Here is a 17,068-nt window from a genome sequence, read left to right as displayed (position 1 = left end):
CAGCCTGGAGAAGACTATGATTGAGAAGGGCTTTACGAAACCAACGGACCGTATCATCCGGTTGAAGAACCAGATCCTGAATGCGCGCCCGTATGTTGAATCCGAGCGAGCCGTCCTGGCGACAGAGGCCTACAAGGAAACGGAAGGGCTTCCGCCGATCCTGCGTCGCGCGAAAGTGGCAGAGAAGATCTTCAACGAACTTCCGGTCACGATCCGCGAAGACGAGCTGATCGTCGGCGCCATCACCAAGAATCCGCGTTCGACCGAGATCTGCCCCGAATTCTCCTTCGACTGGGTCGAAGCCGAATTCGAGACCATGGCCAACCGCGTCGCCGATCCGTTCGAAATTCCCAAGGAGACGGCGGCAGAACTGCACGAGGCCTTCAAATACTGGCCCGGCAAGACCACGAGCGATCTCGCCACCTCCTACATGTCCAAGAAGACCAAGGACTGTATGGCTAACGGCGTCTTCACGGTGGGCAACTATTTCTACGGCGGCGTCGGCCACGTCTGCGTGGACTACGGCAAGATCTTGAAGATCGGCTTCCGCGGTATCATCGCCCAGGCGGTCAAGGAACTGGAACTGCTGGACCGGATGGATCCGTCCTACATCAAGAAGCAGCAGTTCTATAACGCGATCATCATCACCTACAACGCCGCGATCAACTTCGCCCATCGCTACGCCGACAAGGCGGACGAACTGGCCAAAGCGGAATCCAACCCGACCCGCAAGCAGGAGCTGCAGCAGGTTGCTCAGAACTGCCGTCGCGTGCCGGAAAACGGCGCCACGACGTTCTGGGAAGCCTGCCAGACGATGTGGTTCGTCCAGTGCATGCTGCAGATCGAATCCAGTGGCCACTCCATCTCGCCGGGCCGCTTCGACCAGTACATGCAGCCCTATCTGGAAGCCGACAAGTCCATCGGCCGCGAATTCGCGCAGGAGCTCATCGACTGCATCTGGATCAAGCTCAACGACGTCAACAAGACCCGCGACGAGGTCTCGGCCCAGGCGTTCGCCGGCTACGCCGTGTTCCAGAACCTGTGCGTCGGCGGTCAGACCGAAGACGGCCTGGATGCCACCAATGACGTTTCCTACATGTGCATGGAAGCCGTCGCCCATGTCCGTTTGCCCGCACCTTCCTTCTCGATCCGCGTGTGGCAGGATACGCCCGACGAGTTCCTGTTCCGTGCGGCGGAAGTCGTTCGCCTCGGCCTCGGCGTACCGGCGATCTACAATGACGAAGTGATCATCCCCGCCTTGCAGAACCGCGGTGTGTCGCTGGCCGACGCACGCGACTACGGCATCGTTGGCTGTGTGGAACCGCAAGCGATCCACCGCACGGAAGGCTGGCACGATGCGGCCTTCTTCAACGTGGCCAAGGTTCTCGAAATCACCCTGAACAACGGCAAGGTTGGCGACACCCAGCTCGGGCCTGTCACTGGTGAAATGACCAACTGGAAATCGGTCGACGATTTCTTCGAGGCCTTCAACAAACAGATGTCGTTCTTCGTCCGCCATCTGGCGGAGGCCGATAACTGTGTCGATATCGCCCATGCCGAAAGGGCTCCCCTGCCCTTCCTCTCCGCCATGGTCGACGACTGCATGGGCCGCGGCATGTCGGTTCAGGAAGGCGGCGCGATCTACAACTTCACGGGTCCGCAGGCCTTCGGCGTCGCCGACAGTGGTGACTCGGTTTATGCGATGAAGAAGTTCGTCTTCGATGACAAGGCCCTGACCATGGCAGATTTGAAGGAGGCTCTCGACGCCAACTTCGGTCTCGCCCAGGGCGCCAAGGCCGCAGGGAACGGCAGCACGGAACCGACCGAAGAGCAGGTCTACGCCGCGGTTCGCCAGGTGCTGGTCAATTCCAACTCCACCGACATGTCGACGCTCAAGGACGAAGTCTACCGCACGCTTGCAGCCGGAAACGGCAATGGCGGCGGCAACGGCAAGTACGACGGCATCCGCCGGATGCTCGACAGCGCGCCGTGCTTCGGCAACGACATCGACGAAGTCGACATGATCGCCCGCAAGTGCGCCCAGATCTACTGCAAGGAAGTGGAGAAGTACAAGAACCCGCGCGGTGGTCAGTTCCAGGCCGGCATCTATCCGGTCTCCGCCAACGTGCTCTTCGGCAAGGACGTCGGGGCCCTGCCCGACGGTCGTCCGGCGAATGCTCCGTTGGCCGACGGCGTATCGCCCCGCCAGGGCAAGGACGTGAAGGGACCGACGGCAGCCGCGAACTCCGTGGCCAAGCTCGACCACTTCATCGCCTCCAATGGAACGCTCTACAACCAGAAGTTCCTGCCCTCAGCCCTGGCCGGTGACAATGGTCTGCAGCACTTCGCCTCGCTGGTGCGCTCCTACTTCGATCACAAGGGCATGCACGTGCAGTTCAACGTGATCGACCGCGCCACCCTGCTCGAAGCGCAGAAGAACCCGGAGGCCCACAGGGACCTGGTTGTTCGTGTGGCGGGCTACTCCGCCCAGTTCGTCGTGCTCGCCAAGGAAGTGCAGGACGACATCATCAGCCGCACCGAACAGGTGTTCTGAGCCTGTCCGAAACAGACGGTGCGCGGACTCTTCATCCGCGCACCGGCCGGGCGGCAGCACCCGGTGGAACCGACCCCGCCTCTTCTGCCTGCCCGGCCATTCCGACGAGATCCGCAAAGGACTGAGACCCCATGCCGCGCTACCAGAGCTTCTCCCCCAGGACAGAGATCGTCTTCGGACCTGGTTTGCTGGAACGGCTGTACGCCTATCGCGGACAGAAGGTCGGCATCGTTACCGACGCCTTCATGGCCAGTTCGGGCGCGCTTGACCGCGTGAAGGATTACCTGAGCGAAAGCGAAGTTCTCGTCTTCGACGAAGCCATTCCCGAACCACCGGTCGATACCGTTTCCAAGGGCGCACGGCTCTTCACCGATTTTTGCCCCGATGTGGTGGTCGCATTGGGCGGCGGCTCTCCGATCGACGCGGCCAAGGCGATCCTGGCGATCGTCCGCGAGACGGTACATGGCCGCAAGATCCCGTTTGTCGCCATACCAACCACCAGCGGCACCGGGTCCGAGGTCACGTCCTTCGCGGTCATTTCCGACCCCGCGCAAGGCCGCAAGTTCCCGCTGATCTCCAACGAACTGGTGCCCGACGTGGCGCTGCTCGATCCGGAATTCGTTCGCAGCGCGCCCGCCAAGGTGACCGCCGACACCGGCATGGACGTCATCACCCACGCAATCGAAGCCGTAGTGTCCACCGGCGCTTCCCACTTCACGGACGCCTTTGCCGAGAAAGCACTGGAGCTTGCCTTCGAAAGCCTGCCCCGGGCCTACGACAACGGCGACGACATCGCGGCGCGCGATGCCATGCATCAGGCCTCGTGCCTTGCCGGCCTCGCCTTTTCCTCCGCCGGCCTCGGCATCAACCACAGCCTCGCCCATGCGCTCGGCGGCAAGCTTCACGTCGTCCATGGCCGTGTCAACGCGGTGCTGATGCCGATGGTGATCGCCTGGAACGCGGAGGAACCGGATGCCGCACAAAGATATGCGCGCATTGCGCGGCGCATCGGGTTGGACGTGCCTTCGACCCGCGCCGGAGTACGCGCTCTGATCAGGGCCATCGAGGCCTTCAACATTCGCTTTTCGATCCCCTCGACGCTGCGTGATCTTGGCGTCGACATGGAGCAATTCGGCCGTATTCGGTCGGAGATAGCGGCGGCCGCGCTTGCCGATGCCTGCACGGCCAGCAATCCCCGCAAACCGTCCCAGCCCGAGCTGGAGAATCTGCTCGCCCGCATCGGCGGATAGGAACCGAGGGAGAAAGCAGCAGAGCAAGAAGCGCGAAGAGAAGACGGCAAAGTATCAATAACGGAACATCGTGACCAAGGAGACAGCGATGCAACAGGAAGCACTGGGAATGGTCGAAACCAAAGGTCTGGTCGGCGCGATCGAAGCCGCCGACGCCATGGTGAAGTCGGCCAACGTGACGATGATCGGCTACGAGAAGATCGGTTCGGGCCTCGTCACCGTGATGGTGCGTGGGGACGTCGGCGCGGTGAAGGCCGCAACCGACGCAGGTGCCGTGGCAGCCGAGAAGGTCGGCTCCGTGGTGTCCGTCCACGTCATCCCGCGGCCGCACATGGAAGTGGAACGCATCCTTCCGCATCCCGCAGCAGCCGCCGAATAACCCCTGAACGAGACAAGGAGGATCGGTCATGAAAGACGATCTTGTCGAACAACTGATGGGGGAAGTCATCCGCAAGATGGGCGGCGGCGAAAGCGCTCCGTCCGCCACCCCCGGGCCCAAGGCCGAGGCGCCCCGCGCCAAGGCCCCGAAGGCCTGCAATCTGACGGAGTTCGTGGGCACGGCCATCGGCAACACGATTGGCATGGTTATCGCCAATGTCGATCCGTTGCTGCACGCACAGATGAAGCTGGACAAGAAATACCGGTCCATCGGCATCGTCGGAGCACGCACCGGCGCCGGTCCGCACATCTTCGCGGCCGACGAAGCGGTCAAGGCCACGAACAGCGAGGTCGTCCTGATCGAACTGCCGCGTGACACCGAAGGCGGGGCCGGCCACGGTTCGTTGATCATCTTCGGGGCAGCGGACGTCTCCGACGCCCGCCGTGCCGTGGAAGTCATGCTCGGCGAACTCGATCGCACCATGGGCGATGTCTACGGTTCGCCGGCCGGTCATCTGGAGTTCCAGTACACCGCCCGAGCGAGCTATGCGCTCAACAAGGCGTTCGGGGCTCCGATCGGGCAGGCGTTCGGCATCACCGTGGGGGCTCCCGCCGCCATCGGTGTGGTGCTTGCCGATACGGCTGCCAAGGCGGCCACGATCGATGCCTGCGGCTTCTCTTCACCGGCTAACGGCACGAGCTTCTCCAACGAGGTGATCTTCACGTTCAGCGGCGATTCCGGTGCCGTGCGTCAGGCGATCCACGCCGCGCGCGATGTCGGCAAGCAACTGCTCGGCGCGATGGATCCTACCCCGCTGGTGTCGACGACCACGCCGTACATCTGAACCGCGGAGAAGGAGGACAGTCATGACTGAGCAAAGCCTCGGACTGATCGAAACCATCGGCCTGACCGCGGCCGTCGAGGCCGCCGACGCGGCTGTGAAAGCGGCCAACGTCACGCTGGTGGGCTACGAACTGGCCAAGGGCGAGGGCATGACGGTCGTCAAGCTTCTCGGAGAAGTCGGCGCCATCCAGGCTGCGGTCTCTGCGGGGGCCGCAGCCGCAAGCCGGGTGAACCGTGTGGTTTCGGTCAATGTGATCGCACGGCCGGCCCGCGATGTCGCACAGCTGGTGGATAGCCCTGAAACCGTTGGGGGCGCTACCCAGCCTCAGCCGGCCAAGAAGGCAGAAACGGAAAAGCGGGCCGAGCCCCAGGCAGAAATCGACGCCGGCAAGAGGAGCGAAAAGCCCGCGCCCGAACCTGCCTCGATCCAGGCTGAGTCTCAGGCGGCTGGACCTCTCCTGGCGGAGAAAAGTGAAGTGGCACCGCATGATCCGGCCGAAGAGCCACAGGTTCCGGACGACGAGACACCTGCAACTGACGCTGAGCAGTCGATAACCACCCCCGCGCTAGCGGAAGAGACAAGGCCCGAGCCGGCGGAACCAGAGCCCGCCGCCAAGGAAACTCCGGCCGAAGCAAAAGTGGCCGACGACAAGCCGCAACCCGACCCGAAAGGTCCCGGAGCGGGATCGCGAACACGCCGTCGGCACGGTTCGTCGCGGAAGAACTAGACAACACTGTGCCCCCCGATACGGCCCGCCCGTTCGGAAGCGCCCATCAAGAGACCCGGGTCTGACCGGCACGTTCGGTCAGGCCAACGGCCCCGGCTGCGCCCACGCGCAGTACCAGCAGCACAAGACAGGACCGGCTCATGCAGCCCGTAGAAGCAATCGAACGGATCGTCGCGGAACTCCTTGCAGAGGGAATGACTGCGGCCAGGGATGCAGCAAAGGCAAGGGCGGTTACGGATCCCGCGCTCGTCCCAATCGGCGTCTCCAACCGCCACATCCATCTTTCCCGCTCCGACATGGACACGCTTTTCGGTCCCGGCTCGTCACTGACGCGCAAGAAAGCGATGAAGCAATCAGGCCAGTACGCGGCCGAAGAAACCGTCACCCTGCGCGGCCCGAAAGGCGAGATCGGCAAGGTCCGCGTCCTCGGCCCGCTGCGCAAGGAAACCCAGATCGAGGTTTCGGTGGCCGACGGTTTCGTTCTCGGCCTGCGGCCGCCGCTGCGTCTTTCCGGACATCTTGAGAATTCGCCGGGGATCGACGTGATCGGCCCGCAGGGCACCGTCCATAAGGACTACGGCGTCATCGTCGCCATGCGCCACATCCACATGCTGCCCGAGACCGCAGCACAGCTCGGCCTGGTCAACGGCGACGAGGTCGACGTGGAAGTCGACGGGCCGCGGGGCGGCGTCATGCACAGGGTTGCTATCCGCGCCGCCGAAAACTCCTCACTGGAGATGCACATCGACATTGAGGAAGCCAACGCATTCGGCCTGAGGAACGACGATCTCGTCCGGATCCGGAAGGCCTGAACGACGGCACGTACCTGGAGGGATGGGGACCATGAGCACGGACAAGACATTGCTGGAATTTGCCGGACTGGTTCGCTTCCGCTCCGTTCTGCCAAGCGACGAGTGGGCACCGGGGGCCCTGAAGGTCGGTGTCGATCTGGGCACGGCGAACCTCGTCCTTGCCGTGGTTGATTCCGCAAATCGCCCTGTTGCCGGCATCACCCATCGCTCCAGCGTGGTCCGCGACGGCATCGTCGTCGACTACATAGGCGCGGTTCAGGCCGTGCGGGCGATGAAGGCGGAACTCGAGCAGCGCATCGGCCAGCCGCTCACCCGCGCCGCGGCCGCCATCCCTCCCGGCATTCACCCCGGCAGCACCAAGGCTATCGGAAACGTGGTCGAGGCCGCCGATTTCGAGCTTGCCGAGATCATTGACGAACCGGTGGCTGCGGCCCGCCTTCTCGACATTACCGATGGCGCCGTGGTCGATATCGGCGGTGGCACCACCGGCATTTCCGTCCTGAAGAACGGCGAGGTCATCGCCTCCTTCGACGAGGCGACCGGTGGCACCCACATGACCCTCGTGCTGGCCGGCGCCCACCGCATCTCCTTTGCCGAAGCCGAGAGCGAAAAGCTCAATACCGACAATGAACGCGACGTCTTCGCGATCGTGCGTCCCGTCGTCGACAAGATGGGAACCATCGTCTCGAAATTCCTGGAGGATTATCCCGAGATCGACGTCATCCACGTGGTCGGAGGCGCCTGCATCTTTTCCGAATTCGACAAGGCCTTCGCCAACCAGACCGGGCGGCGGATCGTCAAGCCCGTCGAACCGCTTCTGGCAACCCCGCTCGGGATCGCCATGTACCCGCAATCCGAGAGAGGTGCGTGATGGATCGCGCTCGCCTCGACGCGGCCCTCAACCGGGCATTGCTCGACCTCCTGTCAGACCGGATCGTCGCTGCGCTTAACGCGCGCGCGCGTTCTGCGCTGGTGCTGTTTTCGGATACGGAGCTGGGACTGGAACCGGCCGTCCGCTCGCTCGCGACGCTGGTCGATGCGGGCTGGTCGTTTGAAATCCACCGCAGCCGACAGGCTCGCGAACTCGTTTCTCTCGACCGCCTCGATGCCCTCGGCGGTGCCGCCCTGTCTCCCTTCATTCGCAATGCCGGGAGCCAGAACGAGACCGTCGATGCAATCCTCAACCGGCATGCGCTGGTGTTGATGCCAACCTTGAGCTTGCCGCTTGCCGCCCGCGTGGCGCTTGGGCTGGCCGATGACGACATCTCCTCGCTCGTGGCCGGCGCGCTCGAACGCGGCCAGCGGATCGTTGCCGCCCGCGACGGTTGCTGCCCGGCCGCGCGCGAGCGCATTGCCAGAGGCCTGACAGGCAACGCCGCGTACCGCGACATGATGGCGGGACACCTCGGCCGCCTGGAAAGTTACGGCGTGGAACTCACCTGGGCGGCCAGGCTCGCCGCGACGGTCGCCGATACGCCGACGACAACGCTTGCGCATGACCCCGACAGAAATCAGATCGCCGTTCCGACACGCGCCCCATCACGACGGGTTTTCGGTTGGAGCGAAGCAAAGGTCTTGGCGGGGACGGAAATACGCCTCGGCCGGGATGTGCTGGTCACACCAATGGCGGCCGAGGAACTCAAGTCCCGGCAGATCCTGCTCGTCAGGGAATAAGGAGAAAGACGATGCATCTCGGACGTGTGATCGGAACGGTCGTCTCCACCAGCAAGGACTCGTCGCTTTGCGGCAGCAAGTTGCTGATCGTGGCCCGCCTTACCGAAAAGCAGGAACCCGACGGAACAACCGAAATCGCCACGGATACGGTGGGCGCGGGCTATGGCGAAATCGTCATCGTGGCAACGGGAAGCGCCGCGCGTCATGCGGGAACCCTCGTCCATTCGGTCACTGATGCCAGCATCGTCGGCATCGTGGATACCGTCGAGACACATTAAGGATGACCGCGATGAGCGCCAGGACAAGCGAAGCGTTGATCGAAAAGCTCCTGCGGGCAGGGCACGGCCCGTGCCCCACGAGGCAGTTGAAGCTCGCGGACGCGCAAAGGCTCGCGGCCAACGCGGAGACGACGGCGCGCGCCATGGGCTTGCCCGTGGTGATTTCGGTCGCAGACGCGCAAGGCGAGCAGATCCTCTTTCACAAGATGGAGGGCAGCTTGCCGGCAAGTGCGACGCTTGCCACCGACAAGGCCTGGACGGCGGCGGCCTTTCGCATGTCGACAGACGAACTCGGCCGGCTTGCCCAGCCCGGCCAGATGCTTTTCGGCGTCGAGGCAACCCACGGCGGACGGGTCGTGGTCTTCGGCGGCGGGATTCCCTGCTGGCGCGACGGGACGGTGATCGGCGCCATCGGGATCAGCGGCGGGACGGCAGACGAGGACGCAGCCATCGCCCGGTACGCCCTGAACGATTTCACAGACAAGCCGGGGCACGGCCCCGCCAAAGGAGCGGAAAAATGAACGACCAACAGATCAGCGATGCCGTGACCCAGGTTCTCGACGGTTATGGCGCCGCCCCCGGGGCGGCGCCGGAACAGGCTGTGAACCAGACAACTTCAGCCACACAGGGCGCCCCCGTCGCGCAGGCAAGTGAATTCGTGTCCGATATGGTGGCGAACATCCTGGCAGACGCCGGATCTGTCCCGGCAGCCAAAGGCACTCCGGCTTTCGTGCCGGGTTCCAAGCGCTGCTGCTGGCAGCCGGCCGCCTCCGGTGAGGACCCGATGGATGCCATCCTCGCCAAAGCGCTGGCAAGCGGCCTTGGTGAGAAGAAGGCAGGGACAAGCGCACCGGCGGCCAAGGCAGCAGTGACAAACCCGGTCGTGAGCGACGAGGAAGCGACCACCCTGGGCGACGGCGTGTTCGCGACGATGGACGAGGCCATCGCTGCGGCAGAGCAGGCCCAGCGCCAGTATCTCTTCTGCTCCATGGCTGCGCGCAAGGCATTTGTCGATGGCATTCGCGAGATCTTTGTCGATCCCGCGACGCTGGAGCGGATCTCGACGCAGACGGTCGAGCAGACCGGCATGGGCAATGCCGCGCACAAGATCATCAAGAACCGGTTGGCGGCAGAAAAATCCCCCGGCGTGGAGGATCTGACCACGGATGCGGCGTCGGGCGACGGCGGCCTGACACTGGTCGAATACTCGCCCTTCGGTGTTATCGGCGCGATTACGCCGACCACCAATCCGACCGAAACGATCATCTGCAATTCGATCGGCATGCTGGCGGCGGGCAACGCGGCGGTGTTCAGCCCCCATCCCCGCGCGACCAAGGTCTCGCTGCTTACCGTCAAGTTGATCAACCGCAAGCTCGCGGCCCTCGGCGCGCCCGCCAATCTCGTCGTCACGGTGCAGAAGCCGTCGATAGAGAACACCAACGCGATGATGGCGCATCCCAAGGTCCGGATGCTGGTGGCCACCGGCGGACCGGGCATCGTCAAGACGGTCATGTCGACCGGCAAGAAGGCCATCGGCGCAGGCGCGGGGAACCCGCCGGTCGTGGTCGACGAGACCGCGGATATCGAGAAGGCCGCACAGGATATCGTCAACGGTTGCAGCTTCGACAACAACCTGCCCTGCATTGCGGAAAAGGAGGTTATCGCGGTCGACCAGATCGCTGATTACCTCATCCTCTGCATGCAGAAATGTGGTGCCTATCTCGTCACCGATGCCGCGGTCATCGACAAGCTGCAGGCGCTGGTGATCAACGAAAAGGGCGGCCCGCAGACGGCTTGCGTCGGCAAGAGCGCCGTCCACCTGCTCGACAAGGTCGGCATCAAGGTAGGCGATGAGGTCAAGGTCATCCTGATCGAACTGCCCAAGGAGCACCCCTTCGTCCAGGAAGAGCTGATGATGCCGATCCTGCCTCTGGTGCGCTCGCCGAGCGTCGATGACGCCATCGACCTCGCGGTGGATCTGGAACACGGAAACCGACACACGGCGATGATGCACTCCACCAACGTGCGCAAGCTGACCAAGATGGCGAAGCTCATCCAGACGACGATTTTCGTCAAGAACGGCCCCTCCTATGCGGGCATCGGCGTCGGCGGCGAGGGACACGCGACCTTCACAATCGCAGGCCCCACCGGAGAAGGGCTGACCTCCGCCCGCTCGTTCGCCCGCAAGCGGCGTTGCGTGATGGTCGAGGCGCTCAACGTACGCTGACGCTTACGCGACAAGAGACAGGAAGAGGTCAGAGGAGAGGCAAACCATGATGAGCATTCGCATCATCAATGCACCGCACAGCGAAGTGCTCCAGATGCTCCAGCGGCGCATGCCGCCGCATGGGCGCGCCTATGTCCGGGACCACTCGATCGGCGCCGTCGGGCTCGTGCAGTCCAACATCACCGACCTCTTCTTCTTCTCCGATGTGGCGATGAAGGCGGCCGACGTCTTCACCGTCGAGATCTACGGAACCTGCCCGCAGCACGTCACGTCGCTTGCGGTCGTGGGAGAATTGTCGGCTGTGCGCACGGCGATGGATGCCATCGAAGCGCTGCAGACCTCCTTCTGAACACCCCGCCCGGCGGGCAAGACAAGGTGAAAAGCCATGGACGGCATCGACTATGAAATGGAGGGCACTGTCTTCGACATTCAGCGCTTCTCGATCCACGACGGCCCGGGGGTGCGCACCATTGTTTTCCTGAAGGGGTGCCCGCTGCGCTGCCGCTGGTGCTCCAACCCGGAATCGCAGAACCCGGAACCGGAACTCTTCTACCGCGCCTCAAGCTGCATCCATTGCGGTCAATGCGTGCCGATCTGTCCGGTAAAGGCGCTTTCGCGTGACAATCCCGGCTTCGTCGACCGGGAAAAATGCATCAGATGCGGCACCTGCGCCGGCGTCTGCCCAACCGACGCGCTGACGGTCTCCGGCAAGAAAATGACCATCCGCCAGGTCATGATTGAACTGCGCAAGGACGCTACCCAGTACCGCCGTTCGGGCGGAGGGATCACGCTTTCGGGCGGCGAACCGCTCTTCCAGCATGAATTCGCACGCGAACTTCTCAAGGCCTGCCACGAGCAGGGTTGGAATACGGCGATGGAGACGACCGGCTACACAACGCGCGACATCGTGCGCGATGTAATGCCCCACGTGGACCATGCGTTGATCGATCTCAAGGTGGTCGACCCGCAATCGCACCAGGCAAATACCGGGGTGGATAACCGGATCATTCTCGAAAACGCGCTGTGCATCGCCTCGCTCACGCACGCCGTGGTGCGGGTGCCCGTCGTCTCGGGCGTGAACGACAATGAGGAAGCGATCGGCGCCATCGGCCGCTTCGCCAAGCTGATGCCCGGCGTGGATACCGTTCATCTGCTGCCCTACCACACCTATGGCGAGAACAAGTATGCCCTGCTCGGCCGTCCCTACCCGATGGGCGACCTTCCCAACCTGAAGCCCGAGAACATCGCGCACCTGACCAAGGTGATCGAAGACCTCGGCCTCAGGTGCCAGATCGGCGGATGATGAAATACGTCTGGAGACGGTTCTATGGCTTCAACCTATACCAGTTCCGAGTCCGTGACGGAGGGACATCCGGACAAGGTCTGCGACCAGATTTCGGATGCCGTGCTTGACGCCTATCTGGCCCAGGATCCCGAGGCCCGCGTGGCGGTTGAGGTGCTTGCCTCGGGCAACACCCTTCACATCGCAGGCGAGGTCACGTCCACTGCCCGGGTCGATGTGACGGCGGTCGCGCGTGGTGTCGTACGCAGGATCGGATATACCGATCCTGCGCTCGGCTTCGACGCGGACAGCTGTTTCGTGCTGACGGATCTGCGCAGGCAGTCACCCGACATAGCCCAGGGCGTCTCGCGCGAGAACGAGCTGGGAGCCGGCGACCAGGGCATCTTCTACGGCTATGCATGCGACGAGACGGCGACACTGATGCCAGCGGCCATTCACTACGCCCACCGCTTGACGGAAGGCCTGACGGATGCGCGCAAGTCTGGTCGGCTCGCGTGGCTAAAGCCGGACGGCAAGGCCCAGGTGACCTTCAAGAATGACGCATCCGGGTCGCCAGTCGAACTGACGAGCCTGGTGCTGTCGGCCCAGCACGCGGCGGATATAGGGCGTGAGGAAATGCTCCGTGGCCTGATCGAGCAGGTCATCGCGCCCGTCATGGGCAATTGGCTTACGCGCGAGACGCGTGTGCTGATCAATCCCACGGGCCGTTTCGTTCATGGCGGTCCGGCTGCGGATACGGGGCTGACCGGGCGCAAGATTATGGTCGATACCTATGGCGGTATCGGCCGGCATGGCGGAGGTGCCTTTTCCGGCAAGGATGCAACGAAACTCGACCGCACTGCCGCCTATATGGCACGCCTCATCGCCAAGACGGTCGTCGCCTCTGGCCTTTCGTCGCACTGCGAAATTTCGCTGGCATTTGCGATAGGTCAGAGCGAACCTGAAATGGTCGGAGTAAGGACGGAAGACGAGCACGACATTGATCTCGATGCGTTGGCGCGGGCGATCCGTCTGGTTTTCCCGCTAACGGTTTCGGGAATGATCGAAGCACTGGACATGAGAAGACCAATCTTCGAAAGCACTGCCGCCTACGGGCATTTTGGAAGGGAAAATGAGGGGTTCTTGTGGGAGCGGGCGCATCGGACGGACGCCCTGATCAAGGCTTACCATTGAAATCTGACTTCCTGGAACGAACCAGTCTTGGCGATCTCGCCACGTCGCAACCGCGCCTCGAGATCGGCGAGGCCCAGATCGCGGAGCGGAAACGTTTGGCCAGTTTGACCAGCGTCGACATGCTGCAGAAGGTGCAGGACAATTTCAGCGCCGCCGTTGGCGTCGCAATGGTCATTGTTGATCCGCAAGGCGAGCCGGTCACCAACCCGAGCGGCTTCAGCCGCTTCTGCCACACCATCCGCAACCACCCCAAGTGGCGAGATCGCTGTTACCACTGCGATGCGGTGGGCGGGCGCACCGCGCTCTCTTCCGGCGGCCCCTCCATCTACAAGTGCCATTGCGGCCTTGTCGATTTCGCCGCCCCGATCATCATGCGCGGTGAATATCTGGGCGCGGTGATCTGTGGCCAGGTGACGCTGCCGCCAAGCGATGTGAAACCCGAACTTCAGGATCTCTCCGGTCTTTTCCCCACCGAAGAATCGTGGCGACAGAACCCGGAACTCCTCGCGCTTTACAACGAAACCGGCCAGATCACATACGAGCGGCTTCGCTCCGCCGCCTACTCCCTCTATTACATCGCCTCGTATATCGTTGAAGAAAGCTATTCGAGCAGCGTCAACGAGGAGCTCTATGCCAAGAACCTCCGGCTGATGGAGGAGTCCAAGCGCCGCGCGGAACTGGAACGTTCATTGAGAGAGGCGGAGCTTCAGGCGCTGTCGTATCAGGTCAATCCGCATTTCCTCTTCAATGTCCTGAACACGATCGGACGTCTGGCCCTTATGGAGGGCGCGGAAGAGACCGAGACGACCGTGCACGCTTTCGCCGACATGATGCGTTATGTCCTGAAGAAGAGCGGTTCCCAGTTCGTGCCGCTTTCCACGGAACTGGAGCACGTCCAGAACTACCTCTACCTGCTTCGCATTCGTCTCGGCGATCGTTTCACCTTCCACATCGACATTCCCGAAGATCTCGGCGGGACGGCATGCCCGTTCATGGTTCTCCAGCCGATCGTGGAAAACTGCATCAACTACGCCATCGAGCCGCGCGAGAGCGGCGGACTGGTCGACATCATCGCGTATCGCGACGACCGCGATGCGATCATAGACATTGTCGACAATGGCGAGGGCATCGCGTCGGACCGCAAGCAGGCGGTGCTCGCGGGCGTGGCCGACCGGGACGGCCGCAAGAGCATCGGGCTCTACAACGTTGACAGTCGCCTCAGGCACTATTTCGGCAGTGATCACGGGCTTGAAATCGTCAGTCCTTTCCGGGAAGGCCGCGGAACGCTCGTGCGAATACGATTGCCGCTCGACTTCGACGACGCGGCGTTCTGACAAGGGCCCGCGATGGCGTAAGCGTTGCCAACCAACAACCGGTCATTCCGAGCCCTAAAATACGGATTCCGAAAAATGTTCGACATCGTGATCATCGAGGATGAGGAACTGGAGCGGCGCGCGCTGCGCAAGATCCTCGAAACGAACCTGGAAGGCGCCAACATCGTTGGCGAGGCGCGCAACGGTACCGAAGCCGTGCACCTGCTGGACACCGTCTCCATTGATCTGATGCTGGTCGACATCAAGATTCCGCGTCCGAACGGCATCGAGATCATCCAGATGGTACGGGACCGTGGCCTGAAGACAAAGGTCATCATCCTCACCGCCTACGACTATTTCGAGATCATGCAGAGCGCGATCCACCTGAAGGCGGATAACTTCCTGCTGAAGCCCGTCCGCACCGCGGAACTGGTGAGCGCCGTGGCGGAGTGCCTGCGCTCGATAGAGGATTCGGAGCGCAGCCCGACCTCGACACCTCCGGCTTTCAGGGCAAGCGCTGCCGTACCAGGCAACGGGCGAGCAATGAAGACCGCGACGCCCGCGCCCGAACGCGCGCCGAAAATGCCCCCCGAGACTACCGGGACATCGACGATCGCAGATCGAATTGCGAACCTTGTCGATCAGACCGCCTATCGCGAATGTCTGGGGCTGGTGCGTCGCAACCTCGAGGAGATCTACGCCCGCAAGGACGTGGCCCCGCGCCGGGCCATACTGGAATATGTGCGAACCATGGTGCAGATCGTCGAAGGTCGCGGCCTCAGTCTCACAGCCCCCCTGGAGCACCAGATCGAAGCGTTGATGGCCCAGAGGCTCGATCTGCATAGCCATTTCCAGATCCAGGAACTGCTCTACCAGATCACCGACGTTCTGTTTGAAGCGAACGAGGCTGGCGGAGCGCACGCACCCGGCCGCATACAGGACGTGCTCAATTTCATCGAGCGGAACGTCCACAAGGGCGTGACACTCGAGGAGGCGGCCGACTTCGCCCACATCAGCCCGTGTTATCTGAGCCGACTTTTCCGCAAGGAGATGGACATGACGTTCATTTCCTATCTCAAGAACCAGCGGATCGAGCGGGCAAAGGAATTGCTGCAGGAAAGCGATCTGCCGATCACGAACGTTTCCCTGGACCTCTCCTTTCAGGATGCGAACTATTTCTGCAAGGCCTTCAAGAAAGAAGTCGGGCTCTCCCCGTCCGAATACCGCCGTCGTTACAGGCGAACACGGGAAGAACCTCTATCCGCATCCGCATGATTGTGTTTGCACTGCCGTTCGGCCGGTCGGAAATCGACGGCCTTGCGGTTTCGCTCTCTGATGCCACTTGGAGACCTTCGCTCACCGCTGCTGAACAGCGACCTCCCCCCGGGAGGCCGCAGCCATATGGGGCTTTTTCTTGAGCATAGGGAGGGAACTTCAGTAGCCGCGGTGGCGGTCGACCTCGTTGACGAGCGCTTCACCGGCAAGGGCATGGCGGATATTGGCGCCGATCTGGGCGGCAATGGTGCGCGGGTCGGCGGTGGAGGCGATGTGCGGCGTAACGATCACCCGCGGGTGCGCCCAGAGAGGGTTCTCCGGCGGGAGGGGCTCCTGCTCAAAAACATCCAGCACCGCTCCCCGCAAGTGCCCCGCATCAAGGGCAGCCAGAAGATCCGGTTCATTCAACTGCTCGCCTCGGCCGATATTCACCACTGCCGCTCCCTTCGGCAGACCGGCAAAGAGATCCGCATCGAGTATGCCGCGCGTCTCTTCCGTCAACGGCAGCAGGCAGATGAGAATTTCCGTGCCGCGCAGAAAGTCCTCCCGCTCTTTCGCGCCGGTGAAAAGCTCAATCCCTTCCTCCTCGCGCGGCGTGCGTGCCCAACCACGCACCTTGTAGCCGAAGGCATTCAGGGTGCAGCCAACAGAACGGCCGATATTTCCCCACCCCATGATACCGACCGTGACATCGCCTGCCGCACGCTGACGGGACGGGGCCCAGACGCCCTCCGCCTGCCGACGCAGCGCTGAATCCAGACGTCGGTGAAAGTGGAGCACTGACCACAACACATATTCCGCCATGCCACGGGCGTGGTTTTCATCGACCACGCGACAGAGCGGCAGATCAGGCAGATCAGGGTCGGCAAGGATATTGTCGACGCCGGCCGCGATGCAGTGGACCAGGCGCAGTTTCGGCATTCCAGCCATGACCCCATGCGGCGGCCGCCAGCACACGGCGAAGTCGGCATCGCTCACGTCCTCATCAGGCCACTTGCGTATTTCGGCGTCCGGCAGCTCGCGCTGAAGAGGCGCGCGCATGAAATCCATGTCCAGGAACGTGCTGAGCAGGGCGACAACGGGACGTGAAGGCGCCTTACCTTGTGAAGACGGGGGTGTCGCCAAGGGCATTATTGTGGTCATTCGTTCAGCAACCGTGCGTTTTTCTTTGATCACGTTGATTGTTTTTTGGGCGAGCCGTCTTGATGTGCAGTCATAGCGCATCTCATGCTTGACAGATATCAACCGCCGACGTCAAG

At 62.6% G+C, this 17,068-nt stretch carries 17 protein-coding genes; 16 read left to right on the top strand and 1 reads right to left on the bottom strand.

Going from position 1 to position 17,068, the window contains the following annotated elements; genetic code table 11:
• Positions 1–16: 16 nt before the first annotated feature.
• From C8N35_RS17810 to C8N35_RS17735, 16 genes are all read left to right on the top strand, one after another.
• Complete coding sequence (locus tag C8N35_RS17810; RefSeq protein ID WP_107991080.1) at positions 17–2,554, top strand: glycyl radical protein; 2,538 nt, start codon at positions 17–19, stop codon at positions 2,552–2,554.
• A 131-nt stretch (positions 2,555–2,685) separates the two neighbouring features.
• Positions 2,686–3,804 carry a 1-propanol dehydrogenase PduQ gene (locus C8N35_RS17805; protein ID WP_107991079.1) on the top strand — a complete coding sequence of 373 codons (1,119 nt, stop codon included), beginning with the start codon at positions 2,686–2,688 and terminating at the stop codon, positions 3,802–3,804.
• 88 nt (positions 3,805–3,892) lie between these two features.
• Positions 3,893–4,183, top strand: coding sequence for a propanediol utilization microcompartment protein PduA (gene pduA, locus C8N35_RS17800; RefSeq protein WP_107991078.1), 291 nt, complete (start codon positions 3,893–3,895; stop codon positions 4,181–4,183).
• Positions 4,184–4,211: 28 nt separating this feature from the next.
• Positions 4,212–5,027: a propanediol utilization microcompartment protein PduB gene (gene pduB / locus C8N35_RS17795; protein ID WP_107991077.1), complete on the top strand. Its 816-nt coding sequence runs from the start codon at positions 4,212–4,214 to the stop codon at positions 5,025–5,027.
• A 22-nt stretch (positions 5,028–5,049) separates the two neighbouring features.
• Entirely contained in the window at positions 5,050–5,754 is a 705-nt protein-coding gene (locus C8N35_RS24540; protein WP_107991076.1) for a BMC domain-containing protein, read from the top strand.
• 140 nt (positions 5,755–5,894) lie between these two features.
• Positions 5,895–6,566, top strand: coding sequence for a phosphate propanoyltransferase (locus C8N35_RS17785; RefSeq protein ID WP_107991075.1), 672 nt, complete (start codon positions 5,895–5,897; stop codon positions 6,564–6,566).
• A gap of 31 nt (positions 6,567–6,597) precedes the next feature.
• The gene (gene eutJ, locus C8N35_RS17780; protein WP_245926849.1) at positions 6,598–7,437 is read left to right on the top strand and encodes an ethanolamine utilization protein EutJ; all 840 of its coding nucleotides are present in this window, start codon (positions 6,598–6,600) and stop codon (positions 7,435–7,437) included.
• Positions 7,437–8,240, top strand: coding sequence for a hypothetical protein (locus C8N35_RS17775; RefSeq protein WP_107991073.1), 804 nt, complete (start codon positions 7,437–7,439; stop codon positions 8,238–8,240). The genes eutJ and C8N35_RS17775 overlap by 1 nt, the downstream gene beginning before the upstream one ends.
• A gap of 11 nt (positions 8,241–8,251) precedes the next feature.
• Positions 8,252–8,518 carry a EutN/CcmL family microcompartment protein gene (locus C8N35_RS17770; protein ID WP_107991072.1) on the top strand — a complete coding sequence of 89 codons (267 nt, stop codon included), beginning with the start codon at positions 8,252–8,254 and terminating at the stop codon, positions 8,516–8,518.
• A gap of 11 nt (positions 8,519–8,529) precedes the next feature.
• The gene (locus C8N35_RS17765) at positions 8,530–9,039 is read left to right on the top strand and encodes a GlcG/HbpS family heme-binding protein (RefSeq protein ID WP_107991223.1); all 510 of its coding nucleotides are present in this window, start codon (positions 8,530–8,532) and stop codon (positions 9,037–9,039) included.
• Positions 9,036–10,745, top strand: a complete 1,710-nt coding sequence (locus tag C8N35_RS17760; RefSeq protein WP_107991071.1) for an aldehyde dehydrogenase family protein — start codon at positions 9,036–9,038, stop codon at positions 10,743–10,745. The genes C8N35_RS17765 and C8N35_RS17760 overlap by 4 nt, the downstream gene beginning before the upstream one ends.
• A gap of 46 nt (positions 10,746–10,791) precedes the next feature.
• On the top strand, positions 10,792–11,094 hold the full coding sequence (locus tag C8N35_RS17755) for a BMC domain-containing protein (protein ID WP_245926848.1): 303 nt from the start codon (positions 10,792–10,794) through the stop codon (positions 11,092–11,094).
• 36 nt (positions 11,095–11,130) lie between these two features.
• On the top strand, positions 11,131–12,048 hold the full coding sequence (locus tag C8N35_RS17750; RefSeq protein WP_107991070.1) for a glycyl-radical enzyme activating protein: 918 nt from the start codon (positions 11,131–11,133) through the stop codon (positions 12,046–12,048).
• 24 nt (positions 12,049–12,072) lie between these two features.
• Positions 12,073–13,221 (top strand): methionine adenosyltransferase, encoded by a 1,149-nt coding sequence (gene metK, locus C8N35_RS17745; protein WP_107991069.1) that lies wholly within the window; start codon positions 12,073–12,075, stop codon positions 13,219–13,221.
• Positions 13,218–14,555, top strand: a complete 1,338-nt coding sequence (locus C8N35_RS17740; protein ID WP_245926847.1) for a sensor histidine kinase — start codon at positions 13,218–13,220, stop codon at positions 14,553–14,555. The genes metK and C8N35_RS17740 overlap by 4 nt, the downstream gene beginning before the upstream one ends.
• A gap of 75 nt (positions 14,556–14,630) precedes the next feature.
• Positions 14,631–15,809 carry a response regulator gene (locus C8N35_RS17735; protein ID WP_107991068.1) on the top strand — a complete coding sequence of 393 codons (1,179 nt, stop codon included), beginning with the start codon at positions 14,631–14,633 and terminating at the stop codon, positions 15,807–15,809.
• A gap of 159 nt (positions 15,810–15,968) precedes the next feature.
• On the opposite strand, the gene C8N35_RS17730 is transcribed toward C8N35_RS17735, so the two are convergent.
• Positions 15,969–17,033, bottom strand: coding sequence for a 2-hydroxyacid dehydrogenase (locus C8N35_RS17730; protein WP_245926846.1), 1,065 nt, complete (start codon positions 17,031–17,033; stop codon positions 15,969–15,971).
• Between the last annotated feature and the right edge of the window lie 35 nt (positions 17,034–17,068).

Origin of the sequence: Breoghania corrubedonensis, assembly GCF_003053845.1 — a bacterium.
Lineage (GTDB): Bacteria > Pseudomonadota > Alphaproteobacteria > Rhizobiales > Stappiaceae > Breoghania > Breoghania corrubedonensis.
Note: the sequence above shows the minus strand (reverse complement) of the source record. Positions and strands in the feature narration are given on the sequence as shown.